This window comes from Chryseobacterium sp. Leaf404 (assembly GCF_001424145.1).
Classification (GTDB): Bacteria; Bacteroidota; Bacteroidia; order Flavobacteriales; family Weeksellaceae; genus Chryseobacterium.
The window spans coordinates 306,377-324,058 of the sequence record NZ_LMQM01000012.1 but is presented as its reverse complement, the minus strand read 5'-3'; the positions used below and the strand labels follow the sequence as shown (position 1 = coordinate 324,058).

General features: G+C 37.8%; 11 protein-coding genes. 6 read left to right on the top strand and 5 right to left on the bottom strand.

The window, feature by feature from the left end; genetic code table 11:
* Window positions 1-204 precede the first annotated feature (204 nt).
* From ASG31_RS13070 to ASG31_RS13060, 3 genes are read left to right on the top strand one after another with little or no spacing between them, the layout of a single operon-like run.
* Window positions 205-792, top strand: a complete 588-nt coding sequence (locus ASG31_RS13070; RefSeq protein ID WP_082504555.1) for a (2Fe-2S)-binding protein — start codon at window positions 205-207, stop codon at window positions 790-792.
* Complete coding sequence (locus ASG31_RS13065; RefSeq protein WP_056033302.1) at window positions 789-1,766, top strand: FAD binding domain-containing protein; 978 nt, start codon at window positions 789-791, stop codon at window positions 1,764-1,766. The genes ASG31_RS13070 and ASG31_RS13065 overlap by 4 nt, the downstream gene beginning before the upstream one ends.
* A 13-nt stretch (window positions 1,767-1,779) precedes the next feature.
* Window positions 1,780-3,993, top strand: a complete 2,214-nt coding sequence (locus ASG31_RS13060) for a xanthine dehydrogenase family protein molybdopterin-binding subunit (RefSeq protein ID WP_056033300.1) — start codon at window positions 1,780-1,782, stop codon at window positions 3,991-3,993.
* A gap of 46 nt (window positions 3,994-4,039) precedes the next feature.
* On the opposite strand, the gene ASG31_RS13055 is transcribed toward ASG31_RS13060, so the two are convergent.
* The 3 genes from ASG31_RS13055 to ASG31_RS13045 form a co-directional block, all read right to left on the bottom strand.
* A complete protein-coding gene (locus ASG31_RS13055; protein ID WP_056033296.1) occupies window positions 4,040-4,720 on the bottom strand; it encodes a hypothetical protein in 681 nt (226 codons plus the stop codon).
* On the bottom strand, window positions 4,720-5,472 hold the full coding sequence (locus tag ASG31_RS13050) for a hypothetical protein (protein WP_056033294.1): 753 nt from the start codon (window positions 5,470-5,472) through the stop codon (window positions 4,720-4,722). Before ASG31_RS13050 ends, ASG31_RS13055 begins: the two co-directional genes overlap by 1 nt.
* 480 nt (window positions 5,473-5,952) lie before the next feature.
* The gene (locus ASG31_RS13045) at window positions 5,953-8,409 is read right to left on the bottom strand and encodes a DUF5686 family protein (protein WP_056033293.1); all 2,457 of its coding nucleotides are present in this window, start codon (window positions 8,407-8,409) and stop codon (window positions 5,953-5,955) included.
* Between the two features lie 395 nt (window positions 8,410-8,804).
* Here ASG31_RS13045 and ASG31_RS13040 point away from each other — a divergent pair, with 395 nt between their 5' ends.
* The 3 genes from ASG31_RS13040 (at window position 8,805) to ASG31_RS13030 (ending at window position 12,692) form a co-directional block, all read left to right on the top strand.
* Window positions 8,805-10,583 carry an ATP-dependent nuclease gene (locus ASG31_RS13040; protein ID WP_056033290.1) on the top strand — a complete coding sequence of 593 codons (1,779 nt, stop codon included), beginning with the start codon at window positions 8,805-8,807 and terminating at the stop codon, window positions 10,581-10,583.
* A gap of 149 nt (window positions 10,584-10,732) precedes the next feature.
* Complete coding sequence (locus ASG31_RS13035) at window positions 10,733-11,419, top strand: hypothetical protein (RefSeq protein WP_056033287.1); 687 nt, start codon at window positions 10,733-10,735, stop codon at window positions 11,417-11,419.
* Between the two features lie 580 nt (window positions 11,420-11,999).
* Window positions 12,000-12,692 carry a hypothetical protein gene (locus ASG31_RS13030; RefSeq protein ID WP_056033284.1) on the top strand — a complete coding sequence of 231 codons (693 nt, stop codon included), beginning with the start codon at window positions 12,000-12,002 and terminating at the stop codon, window positions 12,690-12,692.
* A 1,557-nt stretch (window positions 12,693-14,249) separates the two neighbouring features.
* On the opposite strand, the gene alaS is transcribed toward ASG31_RS13030, so the two are convergent.
* Window positions 14,250-16,853 carry an alanine--tRNA ligase gene (gene alaS / locus ASG31_RS13020; protein ID WP_056033279.1) on the bottom strand — a complete coding sequence of 868 codons (2,604 nt, stop codon included), beginning with the start codon at window positions 16,851-16,853 and terminating at the stop codon, window positions 14,250-14,252.
* A 432-nt stretch (window positions 16,854-17,285) separates the two neighbouring features.
* On the bottom strand, window positions 17,286-17,669 hold the full coding sequence (locus ASG31_RS13015) for a tetratricopeptide repeat protein (protein WP_056033278.1): 384 nt from the start codon (window positions 17,667-17,669) through the stop codon (window positions 17,286-17,288).
* Window positions 17,670-17,682 lie beyond the last annotated feature (13 nt).

Genomic DNA, 17,682 nt, shown 5'->3' with positions numbered 1-17,682 from the left:
GAAAATTCTGTACACGTTAATTGTTAATCGAAATGATATTTTTTTGTAAAATCTAAGACACTCATGAAACAGATTATTTTCAATTTGAAACATTCGTTTTATTCCTAATTTTTCATCATTCTAAATTATTTTGTGGTATTCTGAAAGCCTTCTAAAAGCCGTAACTTACAAAACATTCAATCATCTTAAAAATCTGATACAGCTATGAAAATACCTTCAATAAGCCGGCGTAATTTTCTCATGAGTTCCGGTTTGCTGGTCTTCTGGTCGGCCATTCCAGTGCACGTAAAGGCCGCTGGAGATAAAGTACGGAATCTTTTCGTAAAACCTAAGAAAAGTCTCCCTCTCAAAATGAAAGTAAACGGTCAGAATTACGACCTGAATTTAGATACCAGAACCACAGTTTTGGATATGCTCCGTGAAAATCTTGATCTCACAGGAACCAAGAAAGGCTGTGATCATGGGCAGTGTGGTGCATGTACCGTTCATATTGACGGCGAGCGGGTATTGAGTTGTCTTACCCTTGCCTGCGTTGCCCAGCAGAAAGAAATTACAACGATCGAAGGTTTGGCAAATGGTGAAAAACTTCATCCTATGCAGCAGGCTTTCATTGAATGTGACGGTTTCCAGTGTGGATATTGCACTCCGGGACAGATCATGTCGGCGGTGGCCTGCGTAAAAGAAGGTCACACAGGGTCTGTGGAAGAAATAAAGAAATTTATGAGCGGAAACCTTTGCAGATGCGGGGCTTATAACGGAATTGTAGAATCTATACAAAAAGTATCAGGATGAGACCATTTGAATTTTTCAGGAAAGACGATATTGCCAAAACCATTGCACAGAAAAATGACAAGGCAAAATATATCGCAGGCGGAACCAACCTTGTAGATCTGATGAAGAAAAACATTGAACAGCCGGACGACATTATTGATGTAAACAGCGTTCTGCCTACAGAAATTGTAACCGAAAAGAAGAAACTGAAAATAGGTGCGATAGCAAAAAACGCCGCAGCTGCAAAAAACACCGCGGTTCTAAAAGATTTTCCACTTATTTCCAAAGCAATTTTAGCCGGAGCATCGCCACAGATCAGGAATATGGCTTCGTGTGCAGGAAATATTCTGCAGAGAACAAGATGTCCGTATTTTTATGACATTTCCACACCATGTAATAAGAGAAAACCGGGTTCCGGGTGCAGCGCCAAAGAGGGTGAAAACAGAATGAATGCCGTAATAGGTTACAGTGAAGACTGCGTGGCCGTTCATCCATCTGATTTCTGTATTGCACTTGCCGCCCTGGATGCTACTGTTCTTACCCGAAATTCTAAAAATAAAAAAGAAGAAATTCATTTTAAAGATTTTCACCGTTTGCCGGGCAATACACCTCATTTAGACAATAATTTACCTCAGAATTCAATTATTGAGTCTATTGAAATTCCTCAAAATAATTTTGCAGAAAACAATGCATACGTAAAATTGAGAGACCGCTCTTCCTACGCTTTTGCGTTGGTTTCAGTTGCCGCCGCTTTGCATTTGGAAGGGGGTAAAATTAAAGATTCCCGTTTGGCTTCAGGTGGCGTGGCACACAAACCCTGGCGATGGTACGAAGCTGAAAAGTTTCTGAATGGCAAAATACCCACACCCGAGAATTTTTCCGCAGCAGCAGATTTGGCTGTAAAAGATATAAAACCACTTTCCAAAAATGGTTTCAAAAAAGAGATGCTCCGGGGAGCAATCATTACCGCACTTCAAAACAGTTTAAATCCGTAAAATAAAATTAATTATGGCATTTTTTGACAATGATTTAGATTTTAATCCCGAAAAAGAAGGCCGCGCCGAAGCTTTGGCAAAAGTGACGGGTCGTGGCAAGTATTCGGCGGAATATAGAACAGAAAACGTAACCTACGCCGTCATCGTGGGAAGCACGGTAGCATCAGGAAAAATTACAGCTGTTGATACTGCTGATGCAAAGCTTGCAGACGGAGTTTTGGATATTTTAACGCATATCAACAAACCATCAGTTCCCGGACTACTTTCTGAAGATAAAATCAAAGAAACGAAAGTGGGATTACCAGTGTTGCATACAGATACGGTTTATTTTAAAGGTCAGCCCGTTGCCGTAGTCGTTGCAAAAACTTTGGAGGAAGCTCAGTACGCAGCTTCTTTAGTTAAAACTTCCTACCAGGAAACCAAAGCAAATGTTGATTTTAAAAGTACGCATCCTTCAGTTTCTTTAAAAAATGATGGAAAAGAAAGAGGAACTGTTGACCAATGGAGCAAGTCTCCTTTCAGTGTGGAACAGGAATATCATATCGAAGGTGAAGTGCATCACCCAATGGAAATGCACGCCACCATCGCCATCTGGAACGGAAATGACAAACTGAAATTATACGATAAAAACCAGGGCGTCAACGGCGTTCAGAATACGGTGGGAAAACTGTTTGATATCCAGCCAAAAAATATTGAAGTTATCACCGAGTTTATGGGTGGAGGTTTTGGTTCAGGTTTAAGGGTTTGGCCAAATACAATTTTAGCCGTGATGGCTGCAAAAAAAGTCAACCGTCCGGTAAAACTGATGTTGACGAGACAGCAGATGTCCTGTCTGGTAGGTTACCGTCCGGAATCCTGGCAAAAAGTAAAACTGGGAGCAGATCATTCCGGAAAGTTTACAGGATTATTACACGACAGCAAAAATACAACGTCTCTGTATGAGAATTTCTTAGAAAATATTACAAGAATCAGCCGTTTGGCTTACGGTTTTGAAAACCTGAAAACACAGATGGCAACAGTGCCGCTCAATCTTTCTACCCCAACCTGGATGCGTGGCCCCGGCGAATGCACAGGTGCTTTTGCTCTGGAATCTGCAATTGATGAGCTTTGTTTTAAAATGAATAAAGATCCTTTAGCCATCAGACTTCAGAATCTTTCCGATGTTAAAGATCCTGAAAGTGGAAAAGACTGGTCTACCAATTACATCCGCGAATGCATGGAAAAAGGTGCAGCAAAAATAGGCTGGAATCAGAGAGATTTGAAACCAAGACAGAAAAAAGAAGGAAACTGGCTCATTGGCTACGGTATGGGAGTCGGAATGTGGACGGCTGGCCGCGGAAAAGCAAGCGCAGGATTAGAAATGGACGTGAATGGAAATGTTATTTTAAAAACGGCAATGACCGACATTGGTACCGGTACCGGAACTTCCATGCGAAATATTGTGCATGAAAATACAGGAATCCCTTTAGATAAAATTAAAGTTGATCTGGGAAAATCTACATTACCGCAGGCTCCAAGCCAAGGCGGTAGCAGGGGATTATCTTCGATCAGTTCATCCTCCAATGCTATTGCTGAGGCTTTAAAAAGTGAGTTAATTAAATTTGCACAAAATATAAATCCAGATTTTAAAAACGTAAAATCATCAGATGTTATTTTGTCTGATTCTGATGTTAAAATTAAAAATAAAACCGCTTCGGTAAGTTTTAGAAAGATTTTTGAAGACAATAAACTGACCGTAATTGAAGTGGAAGAAACTACCGAGCCGGGCGATGTTCAGAAGAAATTTGCATTTGCATCCGGTGCAGCTCATTTCTGCAGAGTAAAAGTAAACGAACTGACAGGAAAAGTGAAGATCGACCGGTTTGTAAGCGTTGTTGACGGCGGAAAAATTGTCAGCGAAAAGCCTGCAAAAAATCAGATTATTGGTGCTGTGGTGGGCGGAACAGGGATGGCTTTAATGGAAGAAATGACTATAGACAAACGCATCGGTGCTTTAGTCGCAGATGATTTGGCGGGCTACCACTTTTCTACAAATTCAGATGTTCCTGTTATCGAAGTTGATTTTATCAACAAACCTGATTTTAATCTCAATGCCAGTGGTGCCAAAGGATTGGGTGAAGTGGGAATTATCGGTTCTGCGGCGGCGATTGCCAATGCAATTTTCAATGCTACAGGAAAACGATTTAGAAATTTACCGATTACGCCGGACAAAATTTTGAAAGGATAATTTGAGATAAAAAAAACTCCCGAAATTTATTTTTTCGGGAGTTTTTTTATTTGGCAATCTGTGCAATAAGTGTAAATGCTTTACCCTGAAGTTCATTTTCAGAAAGTCTATTGCTTTCAATTTCCAAAGCGGTGAAATGCCCCTGGTCTGCAGCTAAAAGTGCATAGCCTTTAGTTTTTTTTCCGTTCTTCTGATAATTGTAAGACACAAACTTAGATTCTTTATCGTCCAGTTTCAGATCAAGATTTTTAATGTCAAATTTCTTTTTTATTGCATTGAAATTGGTCATCAGATCATTTTTGGTATCAAATGAATGCAGAAAAATACTCGTGTCATCCGTTTGTTTGATGGCTAAGCTCAGAGTATCGTCGTAGTTTTTCTGAAAATAAGACCCAGATTCCACATTGATTTTAGAAAAGACATCAAGCATAATCAGAGAGTCTTTTTTGAGCTTTACAACACTGTAATTATCTTTCTCAGAATCGCTGAGGTGGCTGATGCTGTCATAGCTTTCATAAAAAAGACTGTTCGATGCTGCATCGTCCGCAGATTCTGATGCCTTCTGCCCCTTAAAATTCTGGCTCATCAGTGAGCTCACATCGTTGTAGGAATTATCAGAATATGAACTTCGTGAACTTTTGTTACACATCATAGCAATACGAACGATACTCACAAGTACAATAACTACTGTAAGGATGGTTTTCCAAACCGACGAATTACTGTTCATTATTTTAAATCTGTTCTTTTGATAGTGATTTCGTTCAGTTTTTTACCTGTTTTGTCTTTGTAGATGTATTTGATGTTGTTAACACCCAGAGCGGCGGTTTGAGAAAAAATCTGTCTCACGTCCGGCGATCTCATCATTTCGTCTTTCATAATCTGTGCTGCTGCGTCTGCTGCAAGTACCTCTGCGTACTGATCCGGAACTTCAGCAGAATAAATGATATTGTTTTCCGCATCTGCGTTAATGGCAACGATTTTTACACCCGAAGCTTTATCCACAATCGGCAGACTTTTACTGAAAACTTTAAGGATTTCATTCAGCTGTGAGCTGTTTGGTGTATCTCCTTTTGCGATGGCTTCAAGATCGATGTTTCCTTTTTTTGTGGTTTTGTCGATGGTTTGGGCAGACATCATCGTCCCGTTCGAACTGTAAACTTTGAGGTTAAATTTTACACCTTCCGCCAAAAGTTCTTTACCTGACGGTTCTGCCTGGATGGCCTGTCCGATAATGTCAGGAATTGCATTTTTCATCAGTTCAGCTTCCATATCGTTATCAAGATAGGTGGTTTTAATTTCAATGTCTACATCGCCGGTTGGGGTAGTGGTAGCTTTAGTAGATTTGAATCCTGCACTCCGCACCATCATGTCGCTGGTGTTATTGTACATTTTCACAAATTCTGCAGTTCTGGTTTCGGTAGATTTTTTACAGCTGATCAACATTGCAGCGAGGGCAAAAACAAAGAATAGTTTTTTCATCTGAATAAATTAAATTTTTTGAAAAGATAATAAAAAACAGAACTTCAAAAAGAATTCTGCTTATAATTTTCACAAAATAATGAATTTATAAAATTTTCCTGTCAATGATTTTGCGAAATGTACTGTTTATGCAGAAGTATTAAATTTAATTTCCGGTAGACCTAAAAAAGTTTTAGACAGGCTTTAAAATTCAATAAAGATCAATTTTTTCCAACCCTAAAAAGGATGATTTTGATGAAATTTTCCGAACATTTTCGCTGCGGTCACAGCTTATCTGAATTGAAGCATTCAGTCTTAGAAATTATACATTGGATTAAATTTTAAAATTATTTTCCGCGGAAAAGAAATATGTTTTTAAATTAATGATGATCTTTTCAAAAAACAGTAAAGCAGAAACCCAAAGATTCCTGCCTTAAAAAAAATACAGTCAAAATAGCTCACTCCAATTCCCTTTCCTTCGCAGCGGGCTGGGGAGAGGATTTAGTTCAAGAAATTAAACTTCAACTTTATTCCAAAATTTTCTTTAAATTCTGACGTCTGGTAATGCCCAAGTCTGTAAGAAAATCCAAGCCCGAAACTTCTGCCTAAAAAACGGTTCCACAGGACGCCAACTTCCTGATAGTTGTGGTCGAGAACCTGAAAATTAAACTGATGATCCTGAGGATTTTTAAACGCTCCAATGGCCGACTGATATTCAAGTTCGATATTGGAGTATCTTGTTCCAAAAGTTTGGAATCTGAAAGGTAAGTACTGTGTTATTTTAATCCCTGCAAATTTATCGGCATAGAAAGTTCCGGCAGGCATCGTGGTGAAACCTAAATTGGAAGGTGTGTTGATATTGGAATACCATTCATTCGGATTGGCGTCTCTGTGACCGGCAATTTCAAAATTCTTCCATATTGGTGCCGTTCCTGACGAAATTCCTCCAAAAAGTTTGATGTTGGTGTAGCCGAGTTTTGTTCTGAACTGATGCACAAACATCGCATCCAGTCTTTGGTAATCGAGATCGCCGCCTAAAGCATTGAAGCCTTTTTCAAAATTCATATAGACCTGTGGAAAGCCTTTTTCGAAGGTGAATTTTCCGCTTGGGGTCATGATGTTTTTGTCGTTTGGCGAATATTTCAGGGAAAGCGTTGCGCTGGTATTGTCAAAACTGTTCCCGAGATTCTGATACTGATAGCCGAACAGTGCATTCTGTTTCTCTTTATTCAAGGCGATTTTCATGCTTAAAGAATTCGAAAGATCGTAAGAATAATACGCTCCCCATTTTTGATTGCGGTAAAAATTGGCATTGTGAAGATCGAGATTATTGTCTGCCAGATTCATCATCATGTCCCACATATTGTTGCTGAAACGCCCTGCTGCAAAGACATCATCCACATAATCAATTCTGAAAACCGAAGTTCTTTTCTGTGAAAGTTTTACATCAACTCCCAAACCGTATTTCCATCTGTGATCTTTAAATCCGTAACCAAAATAGCCGTCCGGAGAAATGGTTTTACTGAATTTTTCGTTCAGTTTGACGCCGGCTCCTAAACGCAATCCCTGATATTCGTCGTAGCTGAAAAATTTGGTCAGATCAAAATCGATTATTTTGTAGCGGAGATTTCCACGCATTAATTGGGTTAAAAAGCTGAGTTTCTTTTCGAAATCGTGCTTCTCCACAAACTTATCCAGAGTGGCGTAAGTCGAACTTTCTCTTGTGGTAAGGCTGTCTGTACGGTATTTGTCGAGAAGGTTGCCGTCTGAGTTTTGTAATTCGAGAGAGTAGCCTTTAAACTCATTGGCTTTCTGCTCCTTATTCAGTTCAAAATCGAAGAAGCGGTTTTTCACATACAGGTAATTTCCAAAAGTTTTGGAGTTGTATTTTGCTTTTTCGCCCGCTTTTATGCTGTCTTTTTTGGAAGTGTCAAAAGACTGATCACTCATTTTCAGCCTGATATCTTCATAGTCGAGAAACCATTTTCCGTTGATGGGTTTCCAGACAGAGACGATGTTTCCGGCGTTTGATTTTTTATTAACACTTTCAAATTTTTTGAGTGCATAGGTCTGTGTGTCAATAAAAATATTGCCGTTGAATTTTCTCGGATTCTGCTTTTTCTTGTCTGTAATCTCCTTGAATTTAATCACATACGTATCTCTCCCGTCAATCTGAATAGTGTCAGAAAGAAAAAAGTAGAAAAGCTGTCTGTTTTCAGGTTTCAGCTGTCTCGGCGTTCGGTTTAAATTTGAAATATTAATCGCCAGCGCTTCATAAATCGGATTTTTAAAACCCGACATTCTGTTATCTAAAATATTGGTTTTCTCGCCAAACTTTTGAGAGTATTTATACTCCGTTGCTTTTTCCCAGAGAAACATCTGCGATTCCTGTGAAGCTTCGATAAACTCTTCGCCAATCAGCGAATCTTTGATTTCTTTAGGCTTCATTTTCAACTCTTTCTTTTCCACTTTTGAAAGGGAATCTTTTCTCACAGAAAGAAAGTTTTTGTAAATGTCAATCGAATCCTTGTCTACGTCGATAGAGAACTTGGTGTACGACTTAAAATCATAAGAATCCAGAGACTTCGGAGAGTTTTCCTTTTCTCTTTTGTTGAATTCATCCAGGATTTTCAAAGCACGGTCATCGCTTTTGCTGGAAATCACAATCTTGTCGATATTCTGCATTTTTTCAAAAAGCGGATTCAGAAAAACTTCTGCATTTTTCTTGACATCAGCTGTGGCATCCTCAAAATTATTGGCAATAATTTCCACTTTTTTGCACTTCGTTTTAAAGGACAAAACTCCGTGGATATTTGTTTTCCCCAGCAAAGCATCATCACAGTAAACGGCGGCATTGGCGATGGGTTGTTTATTGGTTTTGTTTAAAACTTTCAGCTGATTCTGGCTGAAATAAAAGACAGTGAAAAACAAAAAGAGAGCGGATAAAAGTTTATTCATTGAAATAGTATTGATGCAGCAAAACTATTGAATAGTGTGAAATAAAATGAGGTGGGGAAATATAATGTTTTGTTAAAAATAAAATCAGCTGTATTTCAATGGAATACAGCTGATTTTTATATTCTTCAATTCCCGAAAGAATGAGAAAAGAGGTTTTATTTAAGAGTTTTTAGGGGTTTTATAATGAATTATTATTTCTATTGTTGACAACTTGCGTCAATTGAAGTTATGAATTTTTATATCGAGAATATAGGATATTTTTTATTTTTCATACTGGATTATAATAAAATCTCTTGCTACCGTGAATATTTATTATTTTTAGCAAATTATATTTTGACTATTACTTCTTGTTTAAAGTCAATTTTGTTAGTTACTATTAACGAATCCCTCATAAAATGTCACATTTACTTTCAGAAATTACAATTACAAATTTTAAATCTATTCGAAATGAGTCTTTTGAATTAACATCTTTTACACCATTAGTAGGATATAATAATGCTGGAAAAAGTAATATCCTTGAGGCTATTAAATGGCTATTAAGGAAATCAACTCTCAGTGACTATAGCTTTAACGATGCTACCATTGCAGTAGAAATTGAAGGTGAAATATCAGGAATCACAGAAGAAATATTAAGTCAACTTCCCACCAATCAACGAACATCTATTGAGCCTTACTTGTTCGGTAATTCTCTTCAGATTAAAAGAATTCAGCCTATTCCTAATGCTACTGCTGCTCAAATTAAACTTCTCGTAAGGGATCCTCAAAATATTGGAAATCAAAATGAATGGAGAATTAATCCAACTGGGCTAGACCAAGCAATTCAAATATTATTTCCTGAACCCATCCATATTGGCGCAATGGAAGATTCAGAGGAAGATGTTAGTAAATCTAAAACTACAACAACTATTGGAAAATTATTAGCTGAAATCATTGGTCCTATTCAAACTAGTTACAGCACTCAAGTGCAAACTGCCTTAGATGGAATTAGAGATTTATTAGATGTTGATGGAACTTCAAGAGCAACAGAGTTGAATGCTTTTGATACAGCAGTTAATGGAAAAGTTGAGTCTTTTTTTCCAGGAGTAAATATTAAAGTTCATGTACCAACTCCGGAGTTAAAGGAGGTTTTCTCCAAAGGAACTATTAAAGTTTTTGAAAATCTTAATCCTTTGGGAAGAGATGTTTCATCTTTAGGACATGGTGCTCAAAGGTCAATTCAAATGGCTTTAATACGACATTTAGCTGATATAAAAAAAGAAGCTGAAGACCAACTTTCTAACACAATTCTTTTAATAGACGAACCTGAACTTTATCTTCATCCACAAGCAATAGAAATTTTAAGAGATTCTTTAAAATTATTGTCACATGAGGGATATCAAGTTATTTTTTCTACTCATTCTCCCTTTATGATTACGTCAAAAGATGTCGGAAATACAATTTTAATTAGAAAGAATGATACACAAGGAACACATAAAAGAAATTCACTTCGTTCTGCCATTCCTACAGTAGTTACTTCTGCTCCAAGTCAATTAGAATTAATATTTTCTTTAAGTTATTCTTCTAATATCCTTTTTTCTGAAAGAGTAATTTTGGCAGAAGGTACAACAGAAAATAGATTATTACCATCGATAATTCAAAAAGTTACCGAGAGAACGTTGGGATTACATAAAACAGCATTAGTTTCGATGGGGGGATCTGGGAATACCAGAAAAGCCATGCTAGTTTTGTCAACAATGGATATTCCCACAAAAGCTGTAGTTGATTTAGATTTTGCGCTTTTAAATGGAGAAAAAGATGGATTTTTAAGTCTTGGAGATGTTGATGTTATGGCAATTAAAGGACACTTAGCTCTAATTGCTTCAACTCATTCAATAAATTTGAACAATGGTTGGCCAACAAATTCTGGAAGTTCAATGTCTGCCGCTTCTGCATTTAGATTATTAGCAACTGAAAATGCAGTAAAATCACATATTGAAGCAGTAAAAATTAAAATGTTGGCCGCAAACATTTACGTGTGGACTAAAGGAACAATAGAAGACCATTTAGGAAACATTCCTAAAAATGAAAATGGTTGGGCTACATTTAATTCAAGATTAGACAACGAAGACTTATCGATGATTATTCCTGATGACCACACAGAAATTGAAGATTTAGTAAATTGGTTAATTCTATGATATATAGTTCACGTGAAAAAAATATATTTATGTTTATAGGGAAGATTTATTAAGATTAGAAAAAAAAGAGTAGTGTTATAATTATAGTAAAATAATTCAATTTAAATTATAAAATCTCAGTTACTATAAAAAAAATAATATTAGAAAATATGAAACATATTAACGAAGTAAAGAATGTTATCAAAACCATAAAAATGATAAATCGCCGAGATTATGAAGTTCCTCGTGAGGTTTTTGTGCCTGATCAAATAAATGATAGAGGTTTTCGATTTAGCACTTATGAAAATAACTTTGTTACAAAATTTAATGAATTTTATGCTATGCAAGAATTGCAAGGTGAAATTCCTAATAGGCTAGATTTACACCGCCAGCTTCAAATCATCAAAAAATTTATATATTCTGAACATAATGATCCCATTGTAGAAAGGTTTTATAATAAGCTTCGAAAAAATTATGGAGAAGAGGCGAATGGACGTGTTGAATTTGAGACAATTCCTGATTTTTTCATTCATAAAAATCAAATTGACAGAAATCCTGAAAACCAAAAACTCATTATGGAATTTAAAACAGAATTTCATCTTCCATCGAATAGATTTATGTGGGATTTTTTTAAGTTAAATCTTTATTTAGAAAAATATAATTATCAGCTTGCTATTTTCGTAAGTATAAATAATTCAAGAGAAAGGATTGAAAATTTATTGAATCAATACTTAGAAGATAATCATTATCAAACTTCTAGAAAGCAGGATTTGTTTATTTTAGTTCAAGAAAATTATGATTCTGAAATTGAATATTTTTCATTTCTAAGTTTTGCAAAAAGTAGAGGTTATATTTAAAGGAGCCGTCTATTAAGTTTGTCTATTTTCTGTAAATTAAACCTCGCCCTCCCGCGAGGTTTTCTCATTTCAAAAAATTAAAACTCAAATCCCATACTATTCAAAAATATTTTTATATTTGTTTCAAGAACAACAAAAAACAAAATGATGATTTATAAAAATAATCCCGCAGTTCATGCGCAGGTTTCCGGCACCATTGGATCCCACAACACCCCAAATTCTAACCAACAACTTTTTAAATTCAGGAACCGGTAAAGCATTCCGTTGGGTCGCTCAAGAAGTTTGAAGACCGCTTCAACAGTTCAGAAAAGGCAAACAAGTGTTCCGTTGAGGCATTCAACTGTTCCGAAAGGTTGTTCAAGTGCTCCGTAAAGACAATCAACCGTTCCGAAGAGCCAGTCAAGTACTCCGAAGAGCCGTTCAACCATTCCGAAGAGGCAATCAACCACTCCGAAGAGCCAATCAAGTACAATTTGTTATTTATCAATACTTTACAGGCTTTTTGTGAAAGTTGATGAATGAACACCAAAGAGAAATTTAGATTTCAAAACGATATTATAAACACAAAAACAAATTCATTATGAAAAAAGAACAGGTATTGCGTGATTTCAAATTAGCAGATTCCGTATTGAAACAAAAAGCAGATGAGTTCATCGGTTTAATCGACAGAGATATTGCCGAATTCACAGACCGTGGCTACAGCCCCGCAAAAAAGACCGAACTGATGACTGCACGTAGCAACGTAGACAGTTTCCCAAGCGATGAACAGCTCGAAGCCATCAAAATCAACCTCACCGAACAGAAAGATGCTGCCAGAAAAGCCCTCGAAAAATCCATGCGCAGTATTTTCAATATGACAGAAAATGTTTTCGGACAGTTCAGTGCCAAATACAAGGAATTCGGCAATGCGTTAATCAGTCAGCAAAGCGATGCCGAGATTGTACGTGTCGCCAAAATTATGAGCAGCACCGCAGAAAAATACCTTACTGAACTTTCAGGTGAAGGTCTTACCCAGGACAAAATCAACACCCTGATTACACAACGCGATACTCTGGATCTCGCCATTGATGCACAGGCTCAGGGAATTTCCGACCGTGATGTTGCCGCCGAAGGTAGAGTAGAAGCCCTCAATATTCTGTACCAACTGCTCGTAAAATATGCAGGCATCGGACAGGATATTTTCTACGAAACCAACGAAGCCAAATACAACGACTACATCATCTACGACACCCCAAGCGGTTTGCCGGAAGTGGCGCCGACGGATCCTGTGTAAGTAAACACTCAGTCATTTGTCCTTGTCATTCGTACGTCAGTTCGAGTGTTTTTATGCAACGAAGTGGAAGAAAAATGTATCGAGAACTTAGTCAACCGAAGCACAAAACCTGTCTTTCAATCAAAAACTTCTCGATACACTCCGCTTTGCTACGTTACTCGAAGTGACGTCATAGAAAAAGAAGTTTCCTCGTCAGTTCGATCTCCGTCAGTTCGAGTGTTTTTCGCAGCGCAGCGGAGAAAAATGTATCGAGAACCCGTGTCAAAAGACACCCCATGAATCACAAACTTCTCGATACGGTTTTTTTCAAAAACCTACTCGAAGTGACGAGTCGATTACACGATACAAAGTCGCTCGTCAGTCGTTCGTCAGTTCGAGTGTCCCGATGAAATCGGGATGTATCGAGAACCAGTGAACCGAAGGACAAAATTTGTCTTTAAAACAAAAACTTCTCGATACGGTTTTTTCAAAACCTACTCGAAGTGACGTTCGTTTACATGATAAATTAGTCATCCATCAGTCGATCCCCGTCAGTTCGAGTGTTTTTCGCAGCGCAGCGGAGAAAAATGTATCGAGAACCCGTGATCAAAAGACACCCCATGAATCACAAACTTCTCGATACNGCGATACAAAGTAGCTTCATCAGTTCGATCCCCGTCAGTTCGAGTGTTTTTCGCAGCGCAGCGGAGAAAAATGTATCGAGAACCCGTGATCAAAAGACACCCCATGAATCACAAACTTCTCGATACGATTTTTTTCAAAAACCTACTCGAAGTGACGACTTGTTTATGCGATACAAAGTAGCTTCATCAGTTCGATCCCCGTCAGTTCGAGTGTTTTTCGCAGCGCAGCGGAGAAAAATGTATCGAGAACCCGTGATCAAAAGACACCCCATGAATCACAAACTTCTCGATACAATTTTTTTCAAAAATCTGAAACTTTTTATCAAGTTTTGAAAAAGAAGTTTCCTCGTCAGTTCGATCTCCGTCAGTTCGAGTGTTTTTCGCAGCGCAGCGGAGAAAAATGTATCGAGAACCCGTGATCAAAAGACACCCCATGAATCACAAACTTCTCGATACAATTTTTTTCAAAAATCACTCGAAGTGACGACTTGTTTATGCGATACAAAGTAGCTTCATCAGTTCGATCCCCGTCAGTTCGAGTGTTTTTCGCAGCGCAGCGGAGAAAAATGTATCGAGAACCCGTGATCAAAAGACACCCCATGAATCACAAACTTCTCGATACAATTTTTTTCAAAAACCTACTCGAAGTGACGTTCGTTTACATGATAAATTAGTCATCCATCAGTCGATCCCCCGTCAGTTCGATTGTTTTTCGCAGCGCAGCGGAGAAAAATGTATCGAGAACCCGTGAACCGTAGACTTCAAGTCATTCTATCATAAACTTCTCGATACGAGTTTTTGCAAAACTCTACTCGAAGTGACGAATGCAGTGATGGTAGGATTAAGGTGTCATTACATACAAACAAATCCCTTTCAAGCTGAAAGGGATTGTTTATTATAAAAACCGCAAAACGGTAATGTTATTAGAAATTAATTAAAGATTCAATGCCTTCTGGTACGCATTTTCCAAGCCATCCAGATTTTTTCCTCCTGCACTTGCGAAGCCCGGATTTCCGCCGCCGCCGCCTTGGATTTCTTTGGCTAAATCTTTAATCAATGCTCCTGCCTGATAGATTCCTGCGAGATCGTCGGAAACGCCAACAGTAATCATCGGTTTGCCGTCTGCATCGGATAAAACAATCGTAATAGAAGTAGGGATTTCTTTCTTCAGCTGGAAGACGATGTCTTTTACAGAACCAGCATCAAGAGAGGTTTTCTTTACTAAAAGAAGCTTGTCGCCTTTTTGTTCGTAAGCCGTTTTCCAGTCGCCGATTTCGCCTTTTGCTTTTTCTTTTTTCAGAGATTCCACTTCAGATTTTAGTGAAGCGTTTTCGTCTATCAGTTTTTCAATTGATTTTACGATGTCTTTGGATTTCAGCAATTGAGATAATTCAACCACCTGCTTCTCCAGACCTTTAAAATACGCTTCAGATTTATCTCCGGAAATCGCTTCAATTCTTCTGATTCCCGCAGCTGCAGAAGCTTCAGAATTGATTTTAAAATGACCGATTTCGCTGGTATGTCTTACGTGAGTTCCTCCACACAGTTCTTTTGAAGTTCCAAACTGGATCATTCTCACACTGTCGCCATATTTTTCGCCAAACAATGCCATCGCACCTTTGTCAATCGCCTCCTGGATTGGGATGTTTCTGAATTCCTGCAAAGCAATATTTTCTTTAATCTTTGCATTGACTTTCTCCTCAATTAAAGCCAGCTCTTCCTCCGTCATTTTGCTGAAATGCGAGAAGTCGAAACGCAGATAATCAGGACCCACAAATGAACCTTTCTGCTCAACGTGAGTTCCCAGAACTTCTCTCAAAGCCTCGTGCAACAGGTGCGTTGCAGAGTGATTTGCCTGAGAATTTTTTCTTTCTGTAGCGTTCACTTTAGCGTAGAAAACCGCTCCGGCATCTTTCGGAAGTCCGTTGATCAAGGAAATAATCAATCCGTTTTCTTTTTTGGTTTCCAGAACTTCAAAGCTTTCAGTTGCATTTTCGAGAACACCTTTATCACCGATTTGTCCACCACCTTCAGGATAGAAAGGGGAGTTGCTCAGCACTACCTGATAAAATTCGCCGTCTTTATTTTCTACTTTTCTGTATCTTGTGATGTAAGTTTCAGACTCAATTTTGTCGTAACCTACAAAGTTTTCAGGCTTTTCTTCCAAAGTCACCCAATCATAAACTTTCTGAGCAGAATCTTGTTGAGAACGTTTTCTTTGTTTTTCTTTTTCAGCTTCAAAGCCTTCTTCATCAATTGCTAAACCTTTTTCCTCCGCAATAATTCTCGTTAAATCATCAGGGAAGCCATAAGTATCGTACAATTCGTAAACTTCAAGTGTTGGTAAAAATTTTTGGTTAGTCGCAATCGTCTGCTGAATTAATTTATCAACTCTAACTAAACCTGTTTCAATGGTTCTTAAAAAAGATTCTTCTTCACTTTTAATCACTTCAGTAACCAAACTCTGCTGTTTTTCAAGCTCAGGGAAAAACTTGCCCATTTGCTCATTCAGAACTTCAACCAATTGGTAAAGGAAAGGTTCTTTTCTGTCTAAAAATCGGTAAGCATAAGAAATTCCTCTTCTTAAAATTCTTCTGATGACGTAGCCTGCACCTCCGCTAGAAGGCAACTGTCCGTCTGCAATCGCAAAAGAAACTGCTCTGATGTGGTCAACAACTACACGGATAGCAATGTCTTTTTCGTCCGTTAAAATTCCGGTATATTTTTTCCCGGAAAGTTCTTCAACCTTGGCAATCAAAGGTGTGAAAACATCAGTATCATAATTGGATTCTTTCTGCTGTAAAGCCATGCAAAGACGCTCGAAGCCCATTCCGGTATCGATGTGTTTTGCAGGAAGATTTTCAAGAGAACCGTCTGCTTTTCTGTTGAACTGCATGAATACAAGATTCCAGATTTCAACCACCTGTGGATGGTCGTTATTCACCAATTCCAGTCCTGAAATTTTAGCTTTTTCTTCTGCAGTTCTCAGGTCAACGTGAATTTCAGAACAAGGTCCGCAAGGCCCGCTGGCACCCATTTCCCAGAAATTGTCTTTCTTATTTCCGTTAATGATTCGGTCTTCAGAAACGAACTGTTTCCACAAATCGTAAGCTTCGGTATCTCTATCCAGATTTTCTTTTTCGTCGCCTTCAAAAATGGTCACGTAAAGATTTTCCTTCGGAATTCCGTACACTTCTGTCAGCAATTCCCAGGCCCAGGTAATTGCTTCTTTTTTGAAATAATCGCCAAAAGACCAGTTTCCCAACATCTCAAACATCGTGTGGTGATAGGTGTCACGACCTACATCATCCAGATCATTGTGCTTTCCGGAAACTCTTAAACATTTCTGTGTATCGGCAATTCTTGAGGCTTTAGGCTCTTTATATCCTAAAAAATAATCTTTAAACTGCGTCATTCCTGAGTTTGAAAACATCAAAGTCGGATCATCTTTCAGCACGATTGGCGCCGAAGGAACGATGAGGTGTTGTTTAGATTGAAAAAAGTCTAAAAACTGTTGTCTTATTTCCTGTGAAGTCATATTTGTTGCTTTTTGCTAAATGCTTTCGGCTTTAGCTTTTTTTGATGGGCAAATTTAATGAAAAGAGACAAGTAAAAAGTAAAAAGAGCCAAGTTTTTGAGGGCTGAAGTGATTTTAGTGCTACTTTAAGTTAAAGTATTTAGTATTTTAGGTTTTGTAAAGTGTAAACTAAAAAAAGGAATTATGATTGACCTTAAGTAATAGTAATTTAATTTTAAAGGTGTCATTGATAATATGAATGCGGAATTTATTGTTATGATTAGAAACTGACATTCATTAAAGGAATACATGTTCTTTTTCCTCGCTTACAAATTACCAATCTTGATTATTTGTTGTTTGTAATCGTGCAGGATTTATATGAACAGACGACTTAGTAAACTTTGAGAAAAAAACTTTGTGTTCCTTGTGGAACAATATGTACAATTGACACAATTAATAAGCGTGTGGATCAAAATAAGCTTTAAAAGTAAGCGGATTTACCTGCATTTCTTCAGCAATTTCCAGATATTCGTGATATTCTTCGGGATCTTTACCCATATCAACCATCACAATAGCTAAATTGGTGTAGAGATTTTTATCTTCTGAACCAAGCTGCTGGGCAATTTTAAGAGCAGCCAGCGCGCCTTTGTATTCACCGGAATCGCACAAAACGGCTCCGAGATTGATGTAAGCGGAAGTATTTTGAGGCTCGGTTTTTAGAATGTCCTGCAGTTCTGTAATCAGCAGGTCATTGATGTCATCCCAATGATCTTCATTTTCCCATCTTTTTGCCTGAAGTTTAATTACTTTTTCTAATCTCTCGGTGATGTTGCTCATCCTACAAATTTCT

Bases quoted from the DNA above. Each gene is read 5' to 3' on its own strand.
- ASG31_RS13060 (WP_056033300.1), top strand. From the start codon at position 1,780: ATGGCATTTTTTGACAATGATTTAGATTTTAATCCCGAAAAAGAAGGC.
- ASG31_RS13040 (WP_056033290.1), top strand. From the start codon at position 8,805: ATGTCACATTTACTTTCAGAAATTACAATTACAAATTTTAAATCTATT.
- ASG31_RS13045 (WP_056033293.1), bottom strand. From the start codon at position 8,409: ATGAATAAACTTTTATCCGCTCTCTTTTTGTTTTTCACTGTCTTTTAT.
- ASG31_RS13065 (WP_056033302.1), top strand. From the start codon at position 789: ATGAGACCATTTGAATTTTTCAGGAAAGACGATATTGCCAAAACCATT.
- ASG31_RS13035 (WP_056033287.1), top strand. From the start codon at position 10,733: ATGAAACATATTAACGAAGTAAAGAATGTTATCAAAACCATAAAAATG.
- ASG31_RS13015 (WP_056033278.1), bottom strand. From the start codon at position 17,669: ATGAGCAACATCACCGAGAGATTAGAAAAAGTAATTAAACTTCAGGCA.
- alaS (WP_056033279.1), bottom strand. From the start codon at position 16,853: ATGACTTCACAGGAAATAAGACAACAGTTTTTAGACTTTTTTCAATCT.
- ASG31_RS13050 (WP_056033294.1), bottom strand. From the start codon at position 5,472: ATGAAAAAACTATTCTTTGTTTTTGCCCTCGCTGCAATGTTGATCAGC.
- ASG31_RS13055 (WP_056033296.1), bottom strand. From the start codon at position 4,720: ATGAACAGTAATTCGTCGGTTTGGAAAACCATCCTTACAGTAGTTATT.
- ASG31_RS13030 (WP_056033284.1), top strand. From the start codon at position 12,000: ATGAAAAAAGAACAGGTATTGCGTGATTTCAAATTAGCAGATTCCGTA.
- ASG31_RS13070 (WP_082504555.1), top strand. From the start codon at position 205: ATGAAAATACCTTCAATAAGCCGGCGTAATTTTCTCATGAGTTCCGGT.